The 22,151-nt window shown below is 42.8% G+C and carries 20 protein-coding genes and 1 other annotated feature; all 20 genes read left to right on the forward strand.

The window, feature by feature from the left end:
- The first annotated feature begins 3 nt into the window (after positions 1 to 3).
- The 20 genes from yqfD to J7E35_RS06875 all read left to right on the forward strand — a co-directional run bounded on the left by yqfD (position 4) and on the right by J7E35_RS06875 (position 22,118).
- The gene (yqfD, locus tag J7E35_RS06780) at positions 4 to 1,242 is read left to right on the forward strand and encodes a sporulation protein YqfD (protein ID WP_214778222.1); all 1,239 of its coding nucleotides are present in this window, start codon (positions 4 to 6) and stop codon (positions 1,240 to 1,242) included.
- Positions 1,193 to 2,152, forward strand: a complete 960-nt coding sequence (locus J7E35_RS06785) for a PhoH family protein (protein WP_214778225.1) — start codon at positions 1,193 to 1,195, stop codon at positions 2,150 to 2,152. The genes yqfD and J7E35_RS06785 overlap by 50 nt, the downstream gene beginning before the upstream one ends.
- 274 nt (positions 2,153 to 2,426) lie before the next feature.
- Positions 2,427 to 4,610 (forward strand): HD family phosphohydrolase, encoded by a 2,184-nt coding sequence (locus J7E35_RS06790; protein ID WP_214778227.1) that lies wholly within the window; start codon positions 2,427 to 2,429, stop codon positions 4,608 to 4,610.
- A complete protein-coding gene (gene ybeY / locus J7E35_RS06795; protein WP_214778229.1) occupies positions 4,607 to 5,077 on the forward strand; it encodes an rRNA maturation RNase YbeY in 471 nt (156 codons plus the stop codon). Before J7E35_RS06790 ends, ybeY begins: the two co-directional genes overlap by 4 nt.
- Complete coding sequence (locus tag J7E35_RS06800; protein WP_214778707.1) at positions 5,061 to 5,441, forward strand: diacylglycerol kinase family protein; 381 nt, start codon at positions 5,061 to 5,063, stop codon at positions 5,439 to 5,441. The genes ybeY and J7E35_RS06800 overlap by 17 nt, the downstream gene beginning before the upstream one ends.
- Before the next feature lie 1,029 nt (positions 5,442 to 6,470).
- Complete coding sequence (gene era / locus J7E35_RS06805; RefSeq protein WP_214778231.1) at positions 6,471 to 7,400, forward strand: GTPase Era; 930 nt, start codon at positions 6,471 to 6,473, stop codon at positions 7,398 to 7,400.
- Positions 7,401 to 7,570: 170 nt separating this feature from the next.
- Positions 7,571 to 7,714 (forward strand): YqzL family protein, encoded by a 144-nt coding sequence (locus J7E35_RS06810; protein ID WP_214778233.1) that lies wholly within the window; start codon positions 7,571 to 7,573, stop codon positions 7,712 to 7,714.
- A 31-nt stretch (positions 7,715 to 7,745) separates the two neighbouring features.
- Entirely contained in the window at positions 7,746 to 8,498 is a 753-nt protein-coding gene (gene recO, locus J7E35_RS06815) for a DNA repair protein RecO (RefSeq protein ID WP_214778235.1), read from the forward strand.
- A gap of 98 nt (positions 8,499 to 8,596) precedes the next feature.
- Positions 8,597 to 8,768, forward strand: a binding site (T-box leader).
- A 153-nt stretch (positions 8,769 to 8,921) separates the two neighbouring features.
- The gene (gene glyQ, locus J7E35_RS06820) at positions 8,922 to 9,812 is read left to right on the forward strand and encodes a glycine--tRNA ligase subunit alpha (protein WP_192470851.1); all 891 of its coding nucleotides are present in this window, start codon (positions 8,922 to 8,924) and stop codon (positions 9,810 to 9,812) included.
- A complete protein-coding gene (gene glyS / locus J7E35_RS06825; RefSeq protein WP_214778237.1) occupies positions 9,805 to 11,880 on the forward strand; it encodes a glycine--tRNA ligase subunit beta in 2,076 nt (691 codons plus the stop codon). Before glyQ ends, glyS begins: the two co-directional genes overlap by 8 nt.
- A 321-nt stretch (positions 11,881 to 12,201) precedes the next feature.
- The gene (gene ccpN, locus J7E35_RS06830) at positions 12,202 to 12,831 is read left to right on the forward strand and encodes a transcriptional regulator CcpN (RefSeq protein ID WP_214778239.1); all 630 of its coding nucleotides are present in this window, start codon (positions 12,202 to 12,204) and stop codon (positions 12,829 to 12,831) included.
- 30 nt (positions 12,832 to 12,861) lie between these two features.
- Positions 12,862 to 13,677: a pyruvate, water dikinase regulatory protein gene (locus J7E35_RS06835; RefSeq protein WP_214778241.1), complete on the forward strand. Its 816-nt coding sequence runs from the start codon at positions 12,862 to 12,864 to the stop codon at positions 13,675 to 13,677.
- 518 nt (positions 13,678 to 14,195) lie between these two features.
- On the forward strand, positions 14,196 to 14,603 hold the full coding sequence (locus J7E35_RS06840; RefSeq protein WP_353050341.1) for a DUF188 domain-containing protein: 408 nt from the start codon (positions 14,196 to 14,198) through the stop codon (positions 14,601 to 14,603).
- Between the two features lie 15 nt (positions 14,604 to 14,618).
- A complete protein-coding gene (dnaG, locus tag J7E35_RS06845; RefSeq protein ID WP_214778243.1) occupies positions 14,619 to 16,424 on the forward strand; it encodes a DNA primase in 1,806 nt (601 codons plus the stop codon).
- A gap of 43 nt (positions 16,425 to 16,467) precedes the next feature.
- Complete coding sequence (gene rpoD, locus J7E35_RS06850; protein ID WP_192470854.1) at positions 16,468 to 17,598, forward strand: RNA polymerase sigma factor RpoD; 1,131 nt, start codon at positions 16,468 to 16,470, stop codon at positions 17,596 to 17,598.
- Between the two features lie 196 nt (positions 17,599 to 17,794).
- The gene (locus J7E35_RS06855) at positions 17,795 to 18,229 is read left to right on the forward strand and encodes a hypothetical protein (RefSeq protein ID WP_214778245.1); all 435 of its coding nucleotides are present in this window, start codon (positions 17,795 to 17,797) and stop codon (positions 18,227 to 18,229) included.
- Positions 18,230 to 18,327: 98 nt separating this feature from the next.
- Entirely contained in the window at positions 18,328 to 19,467 is a 1,140-nt protein-coding gene (locus J7E35_RS06860; protein ID WP_214778247.1) for an acyl-CoA dehydrogenase family protein, read from the forward strand.
- A 187-nt stretch (positions 19,468 to 19,654) separates the two neighbouring features.
- Entirely contained in the window at positions 19,655 to 20,020 is a 366-nt protein-coding gene (gene cccA / locus J7E35_RS06865) for a cytochrome c550 (RefSeq protein WP_214778249.1), read from the forward strand.
- A gap of 275 nt (positions 20,021 to 20,295) precedes the next feature.
- The gene (locus J7E35_RS06870; RefSeq protein ID WP_214778251.1) at positions 20,296 to 21,006 is read left to right on the forward strand and encodes a tRNA (adenine(22)-N(1))-methyltransferase; all 711 of its coding nucleotides are present in this window, start codon (positions 20,296 to 20,298) and stop codon (positions 21,004 to 21,006) included.
- The gene (locus tag J7E35_RS06875; protein ID WP_214778260.1) at positions 21,003 to 22,118 is read left to right on the forward strand and encodes a Nif3-like dinuclear metal center hexameric protein; all 1,116 of its coding nucleotides are present in this window, start codon (positions 21,003 to 21,005) and stop codon (positions 22,116 to 22,118) included. Before J7E35_RS06870 ends, J7E35_RS06875 begins: the two co-directional genes overlap by 4 nt.
- Positions 22,119 to 22,151: the final 33 nt, after the last annotated feature.

The raw sequence follows: 22,151 nt of genomic DNA on the forward strand, positions 1-22,151 counted from the left end.
CGAATGAAAAACCAATGGATGCACACCTTTTCTGGCACAGTAAAAGTAAAGTTGACTGGAAAGGGAATAGAAAGATTTTTAAATCAGCTGACACGTAATGGTGTTTCAATATGGAACGTCAAAAAACATGGATCAGAGGCCGTCACCTTTTATGTCGATCTCCAGGATGTAAAAAAGCTTAGGGTTCCAGCAAGGGACAGCAACTGTAAAATAAGGTTTTTAGAGAGGGCAGGGGGCCCTTTCTTTTTAAAAAAATTATGGACAAACAGTGGGTTTTTGGCCGGGGCATTCTTATTCTTTGGTTTGATGATGCTTCTTTCGAACATGGTATGGGGTATAGAGATTAAAGGGGCGAGCCCGGCAACTGAACACCAGATTCGCAAGGAATTGGACAGAATGGGGATTGGAATCGGCAAATTGCAGTTATCTATAGACAGTGTGGAAAGTATCCAGAAGGAACTGACAGATAAAGTTGGGGCCCTGACATGGATTGGTGTGGAGTTAAAAGGGACGACCTATCATTTCCAGGCTGTAGAAAAGAGTGAGCCGGAAAAAGCAGAAGTAATAGGGCCGAGGCACCTGGTAGCTAAAAGAAAGGCTGCCATTGTCAAGATTTTTGTGGAAAAGGGCGAACCGGTGGTTGAAGTGAATGACTATGTTATGCCAGGCCAGCTTCTTGTTTCCGGTCTGTATGGAAAGGAAGATGATCTGAAAGTTGTGGCAGCCACTGGAGAAATTCTCGGTGAGACTTGGTATTCAACGAAGGTGGAATTGCCGTTGAAGAGTACGTTTCAGGTTTATAACGGGAATGAAAAAAAGAAATATTCACTAGTAGTCGCGGGAAGGGGTTTGCCAGTATGGGGATTCGGGAAACCTGAATTCAGTGAATATGAAACCGAAGTGACTGAACAGCCTGTGAGATTTTTTAAGTGGGAACTCCCTTTAAAGGTTGAAAAAAAGACCATCCGGGAGCGGGAACAGGTAACACGTATTTATTCGAGGCAGGAAGCGATCGAAAGTGCAAAAGATTTGGCGAGAAAGGATATAAAAAACTACCTTCCTGAAAATGCTATCATTAAAGGGGAAAAAATTTTACATCAGTCAATCGAGAATGATAAAGTAAAGCTAACCACACATTTTACGATCATTGAAGATATAGCAGAAGGACAACCAATTATCAAGGAGACTGAGAATGACAGCAGACTTAAAAACGATGGAAATACAACTAGCGAACCCAACTGAAGCTATTTCATTATTCGGCAATGCAGATATGAACTTAAAGTTGATTGAACAGGAGCTTGGTGTCTCGATTGTGACCAGGGGAGAGTCAGTAGGAATCTCCGGACCTGAGGACAAGGTGGCGTTGGCCCAGGCTGTTTTGGTGAATCTGCTGGCCGTGATCCGCAAAGGAATCAGCATTAGCCAGAGAGAAGCTGTTTACGCTATACAAATGGCTGAAAAAGGTACTTTGGAATACTTCAAGGATCTATATGATGAAGAAATCAGCAAAAATGTTAAGGGTAAATCGATCAGAGTCAAGACCCTTGGCCAAAGACACTATGTTAATGCTATCAAAAGCCGCGACCTGGTTTTCGGTATTGGACCAGCTGGTACTGGTAAGACGTATCTTGCGGTCGTAATGGCAGTCACGGCACTTAAAAATGGTACTGTGTCAAAAATCATCCTTACAAGACCGGCTGTAGAGGCAGGAGAAAGCCTTGGCTTCCTTCCGGGAGACTTGAAGGAGAAGGTGGATCCTTATCTTCGCCCATTATATGATGCCCTTCACGATATCCTTGGCACGGAACATACATTGCGCCTGATTGAAAGAGGAACGATTGAAATTGCGCCTCTTGCCTATATGAGAGGAAGAACACTAGATGATGCATTTGTGATCCTGGACGAGGCACAGAATACAACACAAGCCCAGATGAAGATGTTCCTGACTCGACTCGGATTTGGGTCTAAAATGATCATAACTGGGGATACATCACAGATTGATTTGCCAAAAGGTGCTAAATCAGGGCTGGTAGAAGCAGAAAAAGTCCTGAAGGATGTCTCCGGACTATCCTTTATACACCTTGAACAGGCTGATGTAGTGCGACATCCACTTGTCGGCCGAATCATAGAGGCCTATGGTAAAACCGAATAACATTTCAGTCCGCTCTTGGTAAAACGAGGGCGGACTTTTGCCTTTACTGAGGAAGAAACTGCTTCAGAACTGATATTGACAGCAGGAATTCCAAATAGAGGTGAAAATTCCGGGGAAAACTGATATGATGGTACATAAAGTTAATATATTTCCCAGTTATTCTCAAACTTGCTCCAATTGTTTTTTGAAAAATTTATTATATAAAAAGTCCATATTTCGCTTTGAGAAGTGCCTGGTCAAGGCGCTTACGCTTTTCTAGTAGGAGGGGCTGTAAATGGAAAAGCTGCAGGTCCAATTAACTGCCATATTGAACTTGTTGAATATAAAGATTTTCCGGGTTTTATTATTTTTGCTGATAGGCGTTGTGATGTATTCAGCGATGTACAGCAATGTAAAACCTGAAAAGCTTAATTTGGAATTACACTCTTTGGCGGAAAAAACCATCCGTTCGCCTATTACAATTGAGGATAAAGAGAGCACGGAAGCGAACCGCAGGGAAGCGGTTGAGAAAGTCAATGATGTCTACAGAGTCAAGAGTGAATATGCACAGAACAGGGTTGATTTAGTCACTTCCATTTTCAGTTCGGTTTCAGAAGTCAATGAGGAAGTGCAGGCAGAGATCGACCAGAAGAAAAAAGCAGCTGAAGAGGCAGGTGTGGAAGATAAGCCTGTTCCTGAAGGTCCTTCGAAGGAAGAAAAACTGTCCATGTTAAAAACGAAGTTGACCGAGAGTGAAACAAAGAGCTTATCTGATGAAGTATTCGTTGCTCTGCTTCAAGCACCGAAGGAAGAGCTGCTGGTTGCCAAGGACCTAACGGTTACGGCTGTAAATAATACGATGAAGCACAGTGTCCCCGCGGATGAAGTGGAGAATGCGAAGTTAAATGTTGAGGAAGAATTGAAGTATACGAGTTTGAGCAGCAGTTTAAAGAAAGCTATTATCGAACTCGGCCGCTATGCAGTCGTCCAGAATGAGTTCTACGACCCTGAAGCAACTGAGGATCAGCGCCAGCAGGCTATGGACAGTGTTGAACCTGTAAGGATCCTTGAGGGGCAGATTCTCGTGGATGAAGGTCAGCTCATCAGCAGGGATGTTTATAAAAAGCTCCAGCTTGTAGGTCTGTTAGAAAGTGAAAACTCCTATAAGCCTTTTATCGGGCTGGCAATGCTTGTAGCATTAATACTTTTTGCTCTGTATGTCATTTTCAATGAAATGGAAAATGCTGATAAAAAGCAGAAGAATCTTTTGATTTTCAGCATCATATTCATAACTTCAATCTTGTTGATGAAGCTGGTCAGTCTGTTTGATGAATTCGAATACTCGGAGATTGGCTATCTGTTCCCGGCGGCAATGGGAGCAATGCTGATTAAGATGCTGATTAATGAAAGACTGGCATTGTTTCAAATGGCGATCCTGGCCGTTACAGGTTCCATCATCTTTAATGAAGGAATTACTGGAACGCTGAATGTTACAATCGGGATCTATATTTTAATCAGCGGTCTGGCGGCCATTTTGTTCCTGCAGAAACAGAATAGGCGTTCAAAAATCCTTCAGGCGGGGATGTTTGTATCGGTGGTTAACCTGGTTATGATCCTATCGATTCTGTTTTTAAGGAACAGCCAGTATTCTGGTCTGGAATACGGTTTTTATTTTATTGCAGCATTTGTTTCCGGTATCGTTTCAGCCGTATTGACAATCGGATTATTGCCATTTTTTGAAGCGGGGTTTGGCATCCTGTCAACATTAAGGCTGATCGAGCTTTCCAATCCAAACCACCCGCTCTTAAGAAAAATTCTTACAGAAGCTCCGGGTACTTACCATCACAGTGTCATGGTGGCCAATTTATCAGAAGCGGCGTGTGAAGCGATTGGAGCTAATGGGCTTCTGGCCAGGGTCGGCTGCTATTATCATGACATCGGGAAGACGAAACGGCCGCAATTCTTTATTGAAAACCAGATCAATATGGATAACCCACACGATAAACTGCCGGCGTTGACGAGTAAAAACATTATAATCGCCCATGCTACCGATGGCGCAGAAATGCTCCGTAAGCACCGGATGCCAAAAGAAATCATTGATATCGCAGAACAGCACCATGGTACAACGTTATTAAAATTCTTTTTTCATAAGGCGGAGCAAAGCGGGCATGAGGTTAAAGAAGAAGATTTCCGTTATCCGGGGCCTAAGCCGCAAACAAAAGAGTCAGCTGTCATTGGGATCGCGGATAGTGTGGAAGCCGCTGTAAGATCGATGGCGCACCCTACACATGAACAAATTGAAAATCTGGTACACAATATTATTAGGGACCGGCTGCAGGATGGCCAGCTGGGTGAATGTGATATCACGTTGAGGGAGCTGGATACGGTAGCTGATACACTTTGTGAAACGTTAAAGGGAATATTCCACTCGAGAATCGAATATCCAGAAATGAATAAGCAGAAGGTGAAGCAGGCATGAGTTTAGAAATTGATTTTTTGGATGAAATAAATGAATTGTCAGAGCATGAAATAAGTGAAATTGAAAAATTGTTGAACTATACGGCCGAGCAGGAGAATGTCGAGGAAGGCAGTGAACTTTCCGTTACATTCGTATCGAATGAAAGAATCCAGGAAATAAACCGAGAATATCGTGACAAGGATCGCCCGACAGATGTCATTTCTTTTGCCCTGGAGGAAATGGGGGAAGGAGAACTGGAGATTGTTGGGGAGGGTATTCCGAGGATCCTCGGTGACATCATCATTTCCATTCCGAAAGCAAGGGAACAGGCAGAAGAATATAACCATTCATTCATGCGGGAACTTGGTTTCCTTGCGGTCCATGGCCTCCTGCATTTATTAGGCTATGACCATATGAATGAGCAGGATGAAAAACAGATGTTTGACAGACAAAAAGAAATCCTGGATGGGTATGGGCTTGGACGCTGATAACCAGAGGAAGCATCCACTTGCTTCCTCATTCAAATTTGGTTTCGAGGGAATCGCAGCAGCGGCCGCAAAAGAGCGAAATGTCCAAATCCATATAGGGATTTCGATTTTTGTGATTTTAGCTGGGTTTATATTTTCGATAAGCAAATACGAATGGATCGCTATCATTTTATCCATAGGCGGAATGATCTCGATGGAAATGATGAATACCGCAATTGAAAGAACAGTTGATTTGTATACGAAAGAATACCACCCGCTTGCCAAGCAGGCAAAGGATATCGCCGCCGGTGCTGTCCTGGTTTTTGCGATTGCCAGTGTCATGATTGGTTTAATCATTTTTCTGCCAAGAATATTAGCTTTGTAGTTGCCCCATTTGCAGGGCAACTTTTTTTGGGGATGGATATACTAGGTTTCTGCCTGCTAATGACGACCCCGGGCACTTGTTCAGAGCTGGGTGGTCTTTATAGCTCTCCTAATGACCATACCAGGCACTTTTTTCGCAGTGGATGGTCTTTATGGTTCTTCTAAAGACCGCCCCAGGCAATATTTTCGCTCTGGATGGTCTTTATAGCTCTCCTAATGACCATCCCAGGAACTTTTTCAGAGGAGGATGGTCTTTATAGCTCTTCTAAAGACCACCCCAGGTAATATTTTCGCTCTGGATGGTCTTTATAGCTCTTCTAAAGACCACCCCAGGCACTTTTTTTGCCCTTGATGGTCTTTATAGCTCTTCTAAAGACCACCCCAGGTAATATTTTCGCTCTGAATGGTCTTTATAGCCTTCCTAAAGACCACCCCAGGCAATTTTTCAAAGCTGGATGGTCTTTATAACTCTCCTAATGACCACCCCAGGCTCTATTTTTGCCCTTGATGGTCTTTATAGCTCTTCTAAAGACCATCCCACTCAATTTTTTCGCAGTGGATGGTCTTTATAGCTCTCCTAAAGACCATCCGAGGCTCTTTTTCTGAACTTGATTGTCTTTATGGTACTTCTAAAGACCATCTAATCATTTTATCAGCACCGGGTGGTCTTTATAACTCTTCTTTCTGCAGCCACAACAACTTTTCTCCATGAGAATTAAAAAGAGCGCCAGCCAAAAGGAGATGGTCATTTCTACAGTAATGACAATGTAGGTACCCATTGTCATTGCAATCTTTGAGGCCATGTCAAGCAAGCTTAGAAAGTGTGTAAAGAGCTAAATGACCTTACAAAAATGGCGCACATGTTTGAACCGATTTGAAAACAGGGAAAAACTTAAGTAAAATATCATCACAGTGTAAAACAGTGCTTGTATGTTTTTAGAAAATTTAAAATTTTATATTTCATTTTTGCTACAAACGATGAAATCACACTGAAAATAAGTTAAAATAAAATGGAGAAGGGAAATACAGTATGAATTTTAATAATCAAGGCAGTAACAGTAAATCGCACAAATCAGGCTTCATTTCCATCATTGGAAGGCCAAATGTAGGGAAGTCGACCTTTCTTAACAGGGTGATCGGGCAAAAGATTGCGATTATGAGCGATAAACCGCAAACGACCCGGAATAAGGTCCAGGGTGTCCTTACGCTTGAAGATTCACAGCTGATATTCATAGACACACCAGGAATCCATAAACCGAAGCATCGTCTGGGCGATTTCATGATGAAGGTAGCACAGAATACTTTAAAAGAAGTCGATCTGGTTTTGTTTATGGTAAATGCCCAGGAAGGATATGGCCGCGGCGAGGAATTTATCATTGAGAAACTTCAGAATGTAAAAACACCAGTTTTCCTAGTCATTAATAAAATCGACCTGATTCATCCGGATGAGTTGTTCAAACTAATTGAGTCCTATAATGAAAAGTTCAATTTCGCTGAAATTGTCCCGATATCTGCATTAGAAGGCAACAATGTTGAAAAGCTCCTCGAGCAAATCAAGGAGAAAATGCCGGAAGGGCCACAGTTTTATCCTGCTGACCAGGTCACAGACCATCCCGAACGTTTTATTGTTTCTGAACTGATCAGGGAAAAAGCGCTTCATTTGACAAGGGAAGAAATTCCTCATTCACTTGCTGTAGTAATTGAAAAAATGGAACGCCAGCCTGAAAAGGAAATGGTGCATGTCATGGCTACAATCATTGTAGAAAGGGACTCCCAGAAAGGCATCATCATTGGCAAGCAGGGCAGTATGCTGAAGGAAATCGGCAAAAGGGCACGACATGATATCGAGAATCTGCTCGGTACTAAAGTATTTCTGGAATTGTGGGTAAAGGTACAGAAGGATTGGAGAAACAAAGCCACGCAGCTTCGTGATTTTGGTTTCAGGGAAGATGAGTATTAAGCCTGTTTGGTAAATGCTCCCTCATTAACATATTAACGGAAAGTAAATATTATTCATAAATAGGATTTACAATTTTTACGTGACATGAAAATCTGATTGACAGGCTATGATATTCATAAGGATTTGGGATAGATGAGTTGCTAGTGAAAAAATGAAAGGTGGGGTTTTCGATGTTGGACTTTACCTGGAAGGTGTTTTCTCAGACAGGTAACATTGACACATATCTTCTCTTTAAGGAATTAGAGAAAGACGATCAAGAAATACCCGGTTATCAGGAGGATGAACTAGCAGAAATTGATTTTCCAATCTCATAGGTTTGTCTGTAGTAATGGATGGTGACAACAAATGCTGCAGAAATGTGAAGGCATTGTCATTAGAACGACAAATTATGGCGAGAACAATAAAATAGTTACGCTATATACAAGGGAATTTGGTAAAGTTGGTGTGATGGCAAGAGGTGCTAAAAAGCCTAATAGCAGGCTTTCTGCTGTCACCCAGCTTTTTACTTACGGACAGTTTCTTTTTCAGGCAAGTTCAGGGCTGGGCAGTTTGCAGCAGGGGGAAATGATTTCTTCCATGCGGTCGATCCGGGAGGATATTTTCCTTACTGCACATGCCAGCTATATTGTTGATTTGACAGATAAAGTAACAGAGGAAAAGAAATCCAATCCTTTTATGTTCGAATTGCTTTTTCAGACGCTCAGCTTTATGAATGAAGGCTACGATATGGAGATTTTGACTTTCATATATGAAATGAAAATGCTGAATGTCCAGGGCCTATATCCCGTTTTGGACAAGTGTGCAAATTGCGGCAATACAGAGGGTGAATTCAATTTTTCAATCAGAGAGGGCGGTCTGCTGTGCCATCGCTGTTTTGAGATTGATCCCTACAGGATCAGAATCTCGCCAGGAACTGTAAGGCTGCTACGCTTGTTCTACTTGCTTGACCTAAGCCGGCTTGGCAATATTTCAGTTAAGCCAGAGACAAAAGCCGAGCTGAAAAAAGTCATTTCCGCTTATTATGATGAATATTCAGGACTTTATTTGAAAACAAGGAAATTCCTCGACCAAATGGATTCATTCAGGGACCAACTGTAACTATTGACATTGTTTCTTGATTTCGCTATTATTCAAATCAAAAGCTTTTCCTGTTTTAAGAAAGTCATCATCAAGAAAAAGCTCTGATGATAATTACATATGTTGCAGTGAAGGAAAAGAGTACTTAAATCCCTCTGTATTAGCGAGTCCGGGTATGGTGTGAGCCGGATTGCAGAAATTAAGGAAGGCATTCCGGAGCGACATCACTTTTAAAGAGGCTGCTTTTTGCAGCAAGTAGGGTGGAACCGCGGGTAAACTCTCGTCCCTATGCATGATTGGATGCATAGGGGGCGAGAGTTTTTTTAATTTCAATACAGTCTATTCTTTTCGTAATTAGATGCCTAAACGCCTTTGCGGCAGCAAAGCAAGAGTTTTTGAAAAGAGCATAGTAAAACACGATTTAAAAAATTCGGAGGTGTAAAGATGAATATCCAGAATATGATTTTAACATTGCAAAAACACTGGTCTGAACAAGGATGCGTCCTTATGCAGGCATATGACACCGAAAAGGGTGCAGGTACGATGAGTCCTTACACATTTTTAAGGGCAATTGGCCCTGAACCATGGAATGTGGCGTACGTTGAGCCATCCAGACGCCCGGCTGACGGCCGCTACGGAGAAAATCCGAACAGGCTTTATCAGCATCATCAATTCCAGGTGATCATGAAGCCTTCACCGGACAATATTCAGGAAATTTACCTTGATTCTCTAAAAGCATTGGGTATTGATCCTCTTGAACATGATATCCGTTTTGTGGAAGACAACTGGGAAAATCCATCCCTGGGCTGTGCAGGCCTGGGTTGGGAAGTATGGCTTGATGGCATGGAAATCACGCAATTCACTTATTTCCAGCAAGTAGGCGGACTAGACTGCAAACCAGTCTCCGTGGAAATTACATACGGAATCGAACGACTGGCGTCCTATATCCAGGATAAAGAAAATGTATTTGATCTTGAATGGACAAACGGTTTTACAGTAAGGGACATATTTGGACAGCCGGAATACGAGCATTCCAAGTATACATTTGAAACATCTGACAAAGACATGCTGTTTAACCTTTTCAATATTTATGAAAAAGAAGCAAATCGCCAGATGGATGAAGGCCTTGTCCATCCTGCATATGACTATGTCCTTAAGTGTTCTCATACTTTTAATATCCTTGATGCACGCGGAGCGATTTCTGTGACAGAAAGGACCGGTTATATTGCCCGGATTCGAAACCTCGCTAAGAAAGTAGCGAAAACGTTCTATGAAGAAAGAGAAAAGTTGGGCTTCCCAATCATTAAACGGAAGGAGCAGGTGGAAAATGACTAAACGGAATTTATTACTTGAAATCGGTTTGGAAGAAATGCCTGCAAGATTTATTACCGGGTCTATAAACCAGCTGGCGTCCAAGGTGGAGAATTGGCTGAACACGAACAATATTGGTTTTGAAGCAATCAAGCTTTATTCCACACCGCGCAGGCTAGCGTTACTTGTCCTGAATGTTGATGAGCGTCAGGAAGACAGCGAGGAAGAAGCAAAGGGCCCCGCTAAAAAAATTGCCCTTAATGAGGAGGGTGCGTGGTCCAAAGCAGCGGTAGGTTTCACACGCGGCCAGGGGTTAACGGTAGAGGATATATATTTTAAAGAAATCAACGGTGTTGAATATGCCCATGTTAAAAAATTCATTAAAGGGCAGGAAACCTCTGACTTGCTCGTTGAAATGAAAGCAATCATTGCCGGATTAACTTTCCCGAAAAACATGCGCTGGGCAGACCTTGAGCTTCGTTATGTCAGGCCGATCAAATGGCTTGTTGCGATGTTCGGAAATGAAATCATTCCTTTTGAAATCGCTGGTGTCCAAACTGGCAACATAACAAGAGGCCATCGATTCCTAGGAGAAGGTGAAATTCAATTATCCGAACCCCAGGAATATGAAGAAGCATTGTTGGGGCAGTACGTTGTGGCTGATGCGCAAAAGCGGAAGGATGCTATAATTTCGCAGCTTGAAAAAATTGAGGAAGAGAACGGCTGGGTCGTTCCTGTTGATGAAGGTCTGCTGGAGGAAGTCAATAACCTCGTCGAATATCCAACTGCGTTATATGGACGATTCGAGGAGGAGTTCCTGGAAATCCCAGGCGAAGTGCTGATTACTTCGATGAAAGAGCACCAAAGGTATTTTCCAGTGAAATCCATGAGCGGAGACTTGCTGCCTCATTTCATCACAGTCAGGAACGGTGACCACCTTCATATTGAAAAGGTTGCCCGCGGAAACGAAAAAGTTCTAAGAGCGCGATTGGCGGATGCTGCATTTTTCTATAAAGAAGATCAAAGAATGCAGATTGCTGCCGCATTGGAAAAATTGAAAAATGTTGTATACCATGAAGAGATCGGAACAATTGCTGAAAAGTCAGAACGAGTTCGCAAGCTTGTAGGCTTGATTGCTGAAAGACTGGAGTTTTCGCCTGATGTAATAAGGTTTGCCGACCGGGCTGCCAAAATCAGCAAATTCGATCTGGTTTCACAAATGGTCTATGAGTTCCCTGAACTGCAAGGAATAATGGGTGAAAAGTACGCCTTGCAAAAAGGTGAAAGCCCAGAAGTAGCAACGGCAATCAATGAGCATTATATGCCTCGCAATGCTGATGATTCAGTTCCTGCATCTCCAGCGGGAGCGTTGGTGGCAATAGCCGATAAACTCGATACAACCGTTTCGTTCTTCTCGCTTGGAATCATTCCTAGTGGATCTCAGGATCCTTATGCATTGAGAAGACAGGCGACGGGAATCGTGCAGACCTTGATTGAGAAAAAGTGGAACATTTCACTTGAGAATCTTGTCGGCCTTTCTCTGAATCTCGTTACGGAAGCAGGAATTACAAAGCGTAATGACGAAGAAGTTTACCATGACCTTATCCAATTCTTTAAATTACGAGTTAAGCATTTGTTACAGGAGCGAGCAATCCGCTACGATTTAATTGATGCCGTACTGGGAGGAGAGATTGGTATTGTATCGGGACTGATCGAAAAGGCAGAAGCACTGCAGGCTGCTAGCAGCAGTGAGGGCTTTAAAGAAAGCATGGAAGCGTTGAGCCGGGTTCTTAACATCGCAAGTAAGAAAGATGTACTTGGTGATATTGATCCAGAACGTTTTGAAAATGAGTATGAACAACGGCTGTATGAAAAGTATCTGGAGCTAGGAAAGAAGGCCGAGGATGGTATGGATGCCGCGTCATATTATCAGCTTTTGGTTAACATTAAACCTGAAATCAATGATTATTTTGAGCATACAATGGTAATGTCTGATAACCAGGATGTCCGCGATAACCGTTTGAATCAAATGGCTGCATTGGCAGTGCTGATCATGAAGCTCGCAAAAGTAAATGATATTGTCGTTAAGTAAAACATGCAAAAATAAACTGATTTTATTGGGTGCCTTCCTGGACAGGAAGGCGCTTTAACAAGTACCTTATGCTAGGGGAAGAAAAAATCGTCATGAAATGTTAATTAGTTCATAATAATTATTCCTGTTTATTACCTAGCGTAGTATATAATGATTTTATCAGGCTTTTTAGCACTGAGGCTCTGTATCGTCTACCTAATGATGCTTCCATTGACCAATACAACCTTGCTAACTACATTAAATCCAGAAAAAAACAGATATATAGCTTGGTGCTTAATAACGATAGCGAAAACAGCATATATAAAAAACTCCCGATGGGTGGTGAGGACAATCGAACTGAATAAACGCCAGGAACAGATTCTGCAAATCGTAAAGGATAACGGACCAATCACTGGAGAGCATATAGCTGAAAAATTAAATCTGACAAGGGCTACCCTCAGGCCAGACCTTGCCATCCTGACGATGTCGGGATATTTGGATGCCAGACCTCGTGTAGGTTATTTTTACACAGGCAAATCTGGAAATCAGCTTCTTTCAGAGAATCTAAAAAAAATTCTCGTCAGGGAATATCAGTCCATCCCTGTAGTTGTTCCTGAAAATGTATCTGTATACGATGCGATCGTAACGATGTTCCTTGAAGATGTAGGCACTTTATTTGTTGTCGATAAAGTTTCAAAGCTGGTAGGTGTCCTTTCTCGCAAAGATTTATTAAGAGCAAGCATTGGGAAGCAGGAGCTGACGACTTTGCCGGTGAATATCATCATGACAAGAATGCCAAATATAACTGTTTGCCGCCGTGATGACCTGCTCATTGATGCTGCCAAGGAATTAATTGAAAAGCAGATAGATGCCCTTCCAATCATCAAAGATACAGATGATGGGTACGAGCTGGTAGGAAGGCTGACCAAGACAAACATCACAAAGGCTTTTGTGGCCTTGGCTGAGGAATAATGAAGCAAATAGAGAAGGGGTTGATCAAAGATGAGTAAAACACCTATTATTTATGTGGTTTCTGATTCAGTCGGAGAAACAGCAGAGCTCGTTACGAAGGCTGCCATCAGCCAATTCGAACACTTGGATGTTTCACTTAAAAGGTTCCCTTACGTTGAGGATAAAGTACATATTGATGAAGTTATTTCGATAGCGAAGCATGATGGAGGGATGATCGCTTATACACTGGTCAAGCCTGATATCAGCGATTACCTTCAGGAGTCTGCTGCAAGAGAGGGGATATATGCTTGCGACATCATTGGCCCGCTCATGAAGCAAATTCAAATCCTAAGCGGTGAGACCCCGTTATACGAACCTGGTCTTGTCCGGAAACTTGACGAAGATTATTTTAAAAAAGTCGAAGCAATAGAATTTGCAGTAAAGTACGATGATGGCCGCGACCCAAGAGGAATACTGAAAGCGGATATTGTTCTCGTGGGAGTCTCGAGAACATCCAAAACCCCACTCTCTCAATACCTGGCCCATAAGCGCTACAAAGTCGCGAATGTACCGCTGGTTCCGGAAGTTGACCCGCCTGAAGAATTGTTTCTTGTACCAAAGGAAAAATGTTTCGGCCTTAGGATCACACCGGATAAGTTGAACCAAATCCGCCGTGAGAGATTAATTTCACTCGGATTGAACGACCAGGCGATTTATGCCAATATCGAAAGAATCAAGGAAGAAATCGAATATTTCGACGGGATTGTCGAAAAGATAGGGTGTCCAGTCATTGATGTAACAAACAAAGCGGTTGAAGAAACGGCAAATGTCATCCTGAATATGGTCCGTAACAAGAAGATGGACTAGTAGCACATATTTTTATGTGCTTTTCTTTTTGACAGTTCTCTTTACTGAAGGCTGTTTTTACATTGATTTTTGTTTTTCGTACATGCTTTAGTAATCGCGTTATAAAAGGTGCCGGGACTCTTTTCGATCAGGCTTCTGTATAAAGCTTGCTTTTATACTCGTAAAAACCCTAGTGGCGGTTTTTACTTTTGACTGTGAAAGCTGCGAAGTATACGAAAAGAGCCTTAATAATGCATTAGCCAAGAAAAAATAATGGAAAAATAGCCTTTCTTATACTATAATAAAAAATTGTGATAAAAATGTATCTGTTTAGGTTTAGACTGGACAGATTACGAATAAACTATTTACTATCAGTTGTCAAGACATTGGCCGCGAAAAAATTCGACAAAATTCCCTTGAAAAAATCTAATCCTTAGAAGGAATATGCGGAGTGATGTAGAATTAATACTAGTAAAATCAACAGTCAGACCCTTTTTGTTGATGCAGACTCTTGCCCGGTCATTAAGGAAATTGTCGAAATCGCTTCGAAGTTTTCCATCGAAGCTGTTTTTGTGGCTTCATATGCCCATATGAAGAATGATCTTCAAGGGCAGAACTGGGTTTTTGTCGATTCTCATAAGGAGGCTGTAGACCTTTATTTAATGAACCACGTGAAAAAAGGTGATTTTGCGGTGACGCAGGACATTGGTCTTGCCTCTACCCTTATTGCGAAAGGGGTTTATGCCATCTCTCCAAGGGGAAATTTATTTGAAGAAAAGGACATTCAGACTGCTCTTGACTTGAGATATCTTTCTGCCAGGGCAAGAAGGCAGGGATCCTACGGAAAAGGGCCAAAACCCTTTACTGAAAAAGACAGGGAAAAGTTTATAAAGGGATTGAACATGCTTTTATTGAATTGTAAGGTATGTTCAACGAATCACAACTAGTTAGAGGTCATGCTTATGGCAGAGAGGATTGCCGAGGAGAAAGTAAATGAAATCCGGCAAGCGGTTGAAATAGTCGATGTCATTGGTGATTATGTCCAGTTGAAAAAACAAGGCCGGAACTACTTTGGGCTTTGTCCTTTTCATGGGGAAAACTCTCCATCATTTTCCGTTTCACCTGATAAGCAGATTTATCACTGCTTTGGTTGTGGAGCCGGCGGGAATGTATTTTCCTTTCTGATGGATATTGACGGACTGTCGTTTCAAGAAGCTGCAGTGAAGCTAGCTGATCGGGCTAACATTGAACTGAAGCTTGAAGGGCAGGCTGCAGGCAGAAATCCACAACTACCTGAAGGATCAAAGCAAATGATTGAAGCGCATGAACTATTGCGTAAATTCTACCATCATTTGCTTGTAAACACAAAAGAGGGTCAGGATGCCCTGGAATACCTTCTTAACAGAGGGTTCACCCAGGAATCAATTGACCGCTTCCAAATAGGCTATGCACTGCCTTCATGGGATTTTGCGGTTAAGCTGCTCGAAAAACGGGGATTTTCGCTGGAACTGATTGTGAAAGCAGGATTGGTCATTCAGCGGGAAAACGATGGTACCTACTTTGACAGGTTCCGGAACAGGATCATGTTTCCGATCCTGGATCATCAGGGTAATACGATTGCGTTTTCAGGGAGAGCAATGGGGGACGAAGAGCCCAAATATCTGAACAGTCCCGAAACGCAAATCTTCAATAAAAGTAAAACTTTATATAATTTTCATCTCGCCCGCGGATCGATTCGGAAACAGCAGCAGGCTGTACTTTTTGAAGGCTTTGCGGATGTTATTTCCGCTAATCGTGCAGGCGTAGAAAATGGTGTCGCCACGATGGGGACATCCTTGACAGAGGAACATATTTCCTTGCTGAAAAGAAATGTTCAAGCTGTAACAGTTTGTTACGACTCGGATAAAGCCGGCATTGAAGCAGCCTTTAGGGCATCAGGCATGCTTTCGAAAGCAGGGGTGACTGTCAGGGTCGCAATGATGCCTGATGGAATGGATCCAGACGATTTCATAAAGATACATGGCGAGGATAAATTTCGGAACGATATAATTGGTTCCAGTGCCACTTTGATGGCATTTAAATTAATATATTATCGCCGTGGGAAAAACCTCCAGAATGAAGGAGATCGCCTTCAATATATCGAAGAAGTACTAAAAGAAATCAGCACTCTAGATAAAGCAGTAGAAAAGGATCTGTACTTGAGACAGCTTGCGAATGAGTTTTCGCTTTCCCTTGATGCGCTGGTTCAGCAGCTCAATCAGTTGGTTCAGGCATCCGCTCCAAAAAAGCAAAATCAACCGCGGCCAGAATCAAGACCTGTAAGCTATACAAGGAAGTCAGACTTAAAGCCTGCCTACCATACGGCCGAGAGGCGAATGATCTATCATATGATGAGAGATGCCGATATAGCCTATAAGGTACAGGAAATGCTTGCAGGAAGTACATTGAATATTGACGAACACCAGGCTATTATTACTTATTTATTTGCATACTATGAAAAAGGACATGATCCTGACCCAGGAGCGTTCTTAAATTATCTTCAGGATAATAAGCTAAAAAGGGTCGTTGCTGATATAGAAATGATGCCTCTTAACGAGGAGATCAGTGACCAGGAATTATCTGATTATATCAAGCAGGTCTTGAATTATCAAAAAATGTTAAAAATAAAGGAAAAAATGGCAGAACAAAAACAGGCAGAACGACAAAACGATTTCTTGCGCGCTGCGGCAATCGCCACGGAAATAATCCACTTGCGCAAGACCTTATAGAGCTTATGCTGATTGTTTTTGATTTTTGGAAGGAGGGGGACATATGGCTGAAAAGTCAGCCCGTTCTAAAGAAGTCACCGAAAATGAAGTGACAGTTGAACAAGTAAAAGACCAGTTAACGGCAATTGGCAAGAAAACAGGTGTCCTTGCTTATGATGATATCGCAGAAAGGCTATCAAGCTTCGACCTTGATTCCGATCAGATGGATGAATACTATGAGTTCCTTGGTGAACAAGGGATTGAACTCGTAGGCGAAAGCGATGAAGCAGAAGACCCTGATATCAAACAGCTTGCAAAAGACGATGAAGAATTCGACTTGAATGACTTAAGTGTCCCGCCGGGAGTAAAAATCAATGACCCGGTAAGGATGTACTTAAAAGAGATTGGCCGAGTTGACCTGCTTTCTGCAGAAGAAGAGATCAATCTGGCAGAACGAATTGAACAGGGCGATGAGGAAGCCAAAAGGCGACTCGCCGAAGCCAACCTTCGACTTGTAGTAAGTATCGCGAAACGTTATGTTGGCCGTGGCATGTTATTCCTTGACTTGATTCAGGAAGGAAACATGGGCTTGATCAAGGCTGTAGAAAAGTTCGATTACCGTAAAGGATTTAAATTCAGTACCTATGCTACCTGGTGGATTCGTCAGGCCATCACTCGTGCCATCGCTGACCAGGCAAGGACAATCAGGATTCCTGTCCATATGGTGGAAACAATCAATAAATTGATTCGTGTTCAAAGGCAGCTCCTTCAAGACTTAGGACGCGAACCGACACCTGAAGAGATCGGTGAAGACATGGACCTGTCCCCCGAAAAAGTACGTGAAATCCTGAAAATTGCCCAGGAGCCGGTATCCCTCGAAACACCAATCGGGGAAGAAGATGATTCCCACCTTGGGGATTTCATCGAGGACCAGGATGCTACATCTCCTTCAGAACATGCTGCTTATGAGCTTTTGAAGGAACAGCTGGAGGATGTCCTGGACACTCTTACTGACCGTGAAGAGAATGTCCTAAGACTCCGCTTCGGTCTTGATGATGGACGTACACGCACTCTGGAAGAGGTGGGCAAAGTATTTGGCGTTACACGCGAGCGTATTCGTCAAATCGAAGCTAAAGCACTTCGCAAGCTAAGGCACCCAAGCCGCAGCAAACGATTGAAAGACTTTTTAGAATAGGATTGCCAAGGAATAATTTACTTTTTAAAATAAAAGTAAATTATTCCTTTTTTTATGAACTTTTATCAAGGATAACCAATAAGACAGGATGTGCCGAAATATGGATGACCATCGCAGGAAAATCATCACCAATGAGATTAAGTACTGGAAACAAAGCAGGATGCTGCCGGAGCACTATTGTGACTTCCTTTTGAACTTGTATACAGAAGGATCGTCTGAAGGTGATGTGCCTGATGGAAAAAGACCGAGAGGCTTTAAAGGAATACTTAGTTTTATTTTAGTTGGGTTGTTACCGCTTTCGGTTTTTTTATTTTATTTTACTGAATTGTCGCTTTTTTTGCAAACTGCCTTCATCATTTTTTTGGGAATTAGTACCCTTTCAGCGGCCCTTTACATGGTGAAAAAATCATTTTTTGATTTGATCCCATTACTCGCTTCTGCACTTCTTTTATTAATCACATCTGTTCAGGCAGCTGAAATAATATTTCCAGACCATCCCTTCATGCTTTACATCGTAGCGGGTCTTAACTGTTTATTGTGGATTGCAGCAGGGACGAGGTGGAGGATGGTGAGCTTCAAACTTTCAGGTATCATAGGGTTAATCGTCCTGTCTATTACTATATTTATATAATTTTAAACAATTTAAAAGTTTTTAAATGTTGAGAAAATTGTTTATTCACCTTTATAATGAAGAATGTAAACGCATTCAATGTTTTAAGGGGGATGGAAATGAATTTTGATTTAACATCAGAACAGGCAATGATTAAAAGGACGATTAGAGAATTTGCGGAGGAAGAAGTAGCTCCTGGAGCAATTGAAAGAGATAAAACAAAACAATTTCCGACAGAAATTTTCAAAAAACTGGGAGAACTAGGGATGCTGGGCTTGCCATTCCCAGAGGAATACGGCGGGGCAGGAGCAGATACAGTCAGCTTTGCGATTGTGACCGAGGAATTGAGCAAGGCCTGCGCCTCAACTGGGATTACATACTCGGCCCACATATCTCTTGGAGGCGCTCCTATCAATCTATTTGGTACAGAGGAGCAGAAACAAAAATACCTGGCACCTATCTGTACAGGCGAGTCCCTGGGGGCTTTCGGACTGACAGAACCAAATGCAGGCTCGGATGCAGGAGGAACACAGACAACAGCCAAAGAAGTGGACGGAGAATACATCATCAATGGCAGCAAGAACTTTATCACGAATGCTAGCTATGCCAAACATCTCGCGATGACGGCGATCACTGGTAATGTGGATGGTAAAAAGGAAATCAGTGCGATTATCGTACCAACTGATGCTCCGGGATTTTCTGTGATTGACAATTATGAAAAGATGGGATTGAATGCATCGAATACTACTCAGCTGGTAATGGAGGATGTTCATGTTCCCGTTGAGAACCTGCTTGGAAAGAAAGGGGAGGGCTTCAAGCAATTCCTTGTAACCTTGGACGGCGGCAGGATTGGCATAGGAGCGATGGCTGTCGGTGTGGCTCAGGCTGCTTATGAAAAAGCACTCCAGTATGCTAAGGAAAGACAGCAGTTCGGCAGACCGATCTCACAGTTCCAGGCCATACAGTTCAAGCTTGCCGACATGGCAATGAAAATTGAACTGGCCCGCAATATGGTTTATAAGGCTGCCTGGCTGAAGGATCAAGGACGCCCATTCTCCAAGGAAGCTTCGATGTGCAAGCTTTATGCGTCAGAGATCGCGATGGAAGTGGCTGACCAGGCTGTCCAGATACATGGCGGCTACGGTTATATGCGTGAGTATGAAGTAGAACGTTACATGAGGGATGCGAAGCTTCTGGAGATCGGTGAAGGCACCTCAGAAGTCCAAAGAATGGTAATTGCAAGATTAATTGGCTGCTAAAAGGGCAACCTAAATATGCTTTGTACAGCAAAAACTTCATCAATCGATGAAGTTTTTTTGTCTAAATTGTGAACAAGTGTGACAAAGTTTGCTTTTTTACTTTCCCTGTAAACGTTTTTCAAGTAAAATAATATCTGTGTGAAATCATTATTTAAGATTTGATGTTGTACATAAAGGAGGGTATATGATGAATCGTAATCCAATTATCCCGTTCGTGTTGATCATGGTGATGGGGATCGGCTTGATGTTCCTGCTTTCTTTCAAAGGTATTGGGGATTCCAAGGATCTTGCTAAGGAAAAAGAAGGCGGCGGTGAAAAGACAGAAGAAACTGCTGAAGCAAACCCTGAGGATTTTTACCAGCAATCCTGCGCGATGTGCCACGGAAACCAGTATGAGGGCGTTTCAGGTCCGTCATTGAAAGGCGTAGGCAGCAAGTACTCCCAGGAAGAAATCAAAGACATCCTAGTTAATGGTAAAGGAGCAATGCCTCCTGGCCTGGCTGCTGGCAAGGAAGATCAAATGGCTGAATGGATCGTCAACGAATTGAAGTAATCTTTAAAGGCTCTTTGCTCACGCGAAGGGCCTTTGCTATTTTACCGGAGGCTGTTTCCGCACTGATTGCTGCTTTTCGTACTTGTTCTAGCATCGCGTAAAAAAGGTGCCGGGGCTCTTTTCGAGGAGAATTCTGAAAAAAGATTTCTTTAGTACTCGTAACCTTTTGGGGGAGAAAGCAAAGCTTACGAAAAGAGCCTTCCTGGATAATTGGACAATAGTCATGGTGTTTCATATACTTAAAAAAGCAAAATACGATTTAGTGGGTGACATTTATGAATACTGAAAAACTCTCAGACCGGCTTGAAGCCGTTGCAAAAAATATTCCCCAGGCGGCGAGACTGGCCGATATTGGTTCTGATCATGCCTATCTTCCTTGTAATGTTGTAAAAAAGGGCACCGTCCCGATGGCGATTGCTGGTGAGGTCGCAGAAGGGCCGTTTCAATCTGCCCTTGAGCAAGTTCAGGAGGAAAACCTAACAGATAAGATTTCCGTCAGAAAAGGGGACGGCCTTGAAGTTATTGAAGCTGGAGAGGTAGATTGTATAACCATTGCGGGTATGGGCGGTACATTGATATCCACGATCCTGGAACAAGGGAAATCGAAACTAGAAGGAGTGAGCAGGCTTGTCCTCCAGCCTAATGTTGGCAGCTTTGCAGTACGCAGATGGCTGATTGACAATGAGTGGGAACTGGTTAAAGAAGAAATCCTTGAAGAAGATCGGAAAATTTATGAGGTTCTGGTAGCGGAAAAGGGTGAACCGCTGAAGCCTTATCAGGATCTCGATGTGGAACTTGGAATATTGTTTGGTCCATTTTTACTAAAGGAAAAGACTGCAGTGTTCAAAGAAAAGTGGAGTGCAGAAAAGAGAAATTGGGACCGAATCTTAAAGCAGCTGGATGAGGCTGTGCAGAATGATGAGACAGAAAGCAAGAGACAGGAACTGAAAACGAAAATGAAGATGGCAGAGGAGGCGTTACAGTGAAAAAAGTGAATGGACATGAAGTAATTCAGCTTTTTGAACAATTTTCACCCAGGGCATTTGCAATGGAAGGCGATAAGGTCGGCCTGCAAATCGGTGCGCTGAACCAACCAGTCGAGAACGTCCTCGTGGCTCTTGATGTAACAGAGGAAGTGGTGGAGGAGGCGATTGCCCTTAACGCTCAATTAATCATCGCCCACCATCCGCCGATATTCCGGCCATTGAAAAAAATCGCGACGGACACTCCTGCCGGACGAATGATTGCCAGGCTGATCAAGCATGACATCGCAGTTTATGCGGCACACACTAACCTGGATGTGGCAAAAGGAGGCGTAAATGACCTCCTGGCTGCTGCTCTAGGTTTAAAGAACCCTCAAGTGCTGGTGCCAACTTATGAGGACGAGTTGAAAAAGCTTGTCGTTTTCGTGCCTGAGGAAGATGCAGAGCGATTGCGAGATGCCTTAGGAAATGCAGGGGCAGGAGCGATTGGCAACTATAGCCATTGTTCGTTCTCCGGAGCGGGGGAAGGACGTTTCCTGCCGGGGGAAAATACGGAGCCTCACATCGGCAAACAAGGAAAGCTTGAAGCAGTCAATGAAGTGCGGGTAGAAACTGTTTTTCCGCAAAGTATTGAAAAAAAGGTCATCCAGGCTATGATCAAGGCCCATCCTTATGAGGAGGTCGCCTATGATATATATCGACTTGATAATACCGGGGAACAACTTGGACTTGGAAGAATCGGGCAAGTCGAAGAGACGACCCTTTCAGAATATGCCAAAGTAGTAAAGAAAGCTTTGGGAGTCGATAAAGTCCGCGTCGTCGGGGACTTAAACGCGAAGGTGAAAAAAGTAGCTGTCCTTGGCGGTGACGGAAATAAGTATTACTCACAGGCGAAATTTCGCGGAGCAGACGTTTATGTTACCGGGGATATCTACTATCACACAGCACACGATGCCCTTATGGCCGGATTGAATTTGATTGATCCGGGACATAATGTCGAAAAGATCATGAAAATGGGAGTGGCCACTGTGATGGAAGGACTATGTAGAGAAAAAGGGTTTGGTGTGAAGTTCATTCCATCTGAAATAGGGACAGATCCATTCACCTTTATCTAGCAAGAAGTCGAGTGTGGTATAAGATTTTTGAAG

This window comes from Bacillus sp. ISL-45, assembly GCF_018613195.1.
Classification (GTDB): domain Bacteria; phylum Bacillota; class Bacilli; order Bacillales; family Cytobacillaceae; genus Mesobacillus.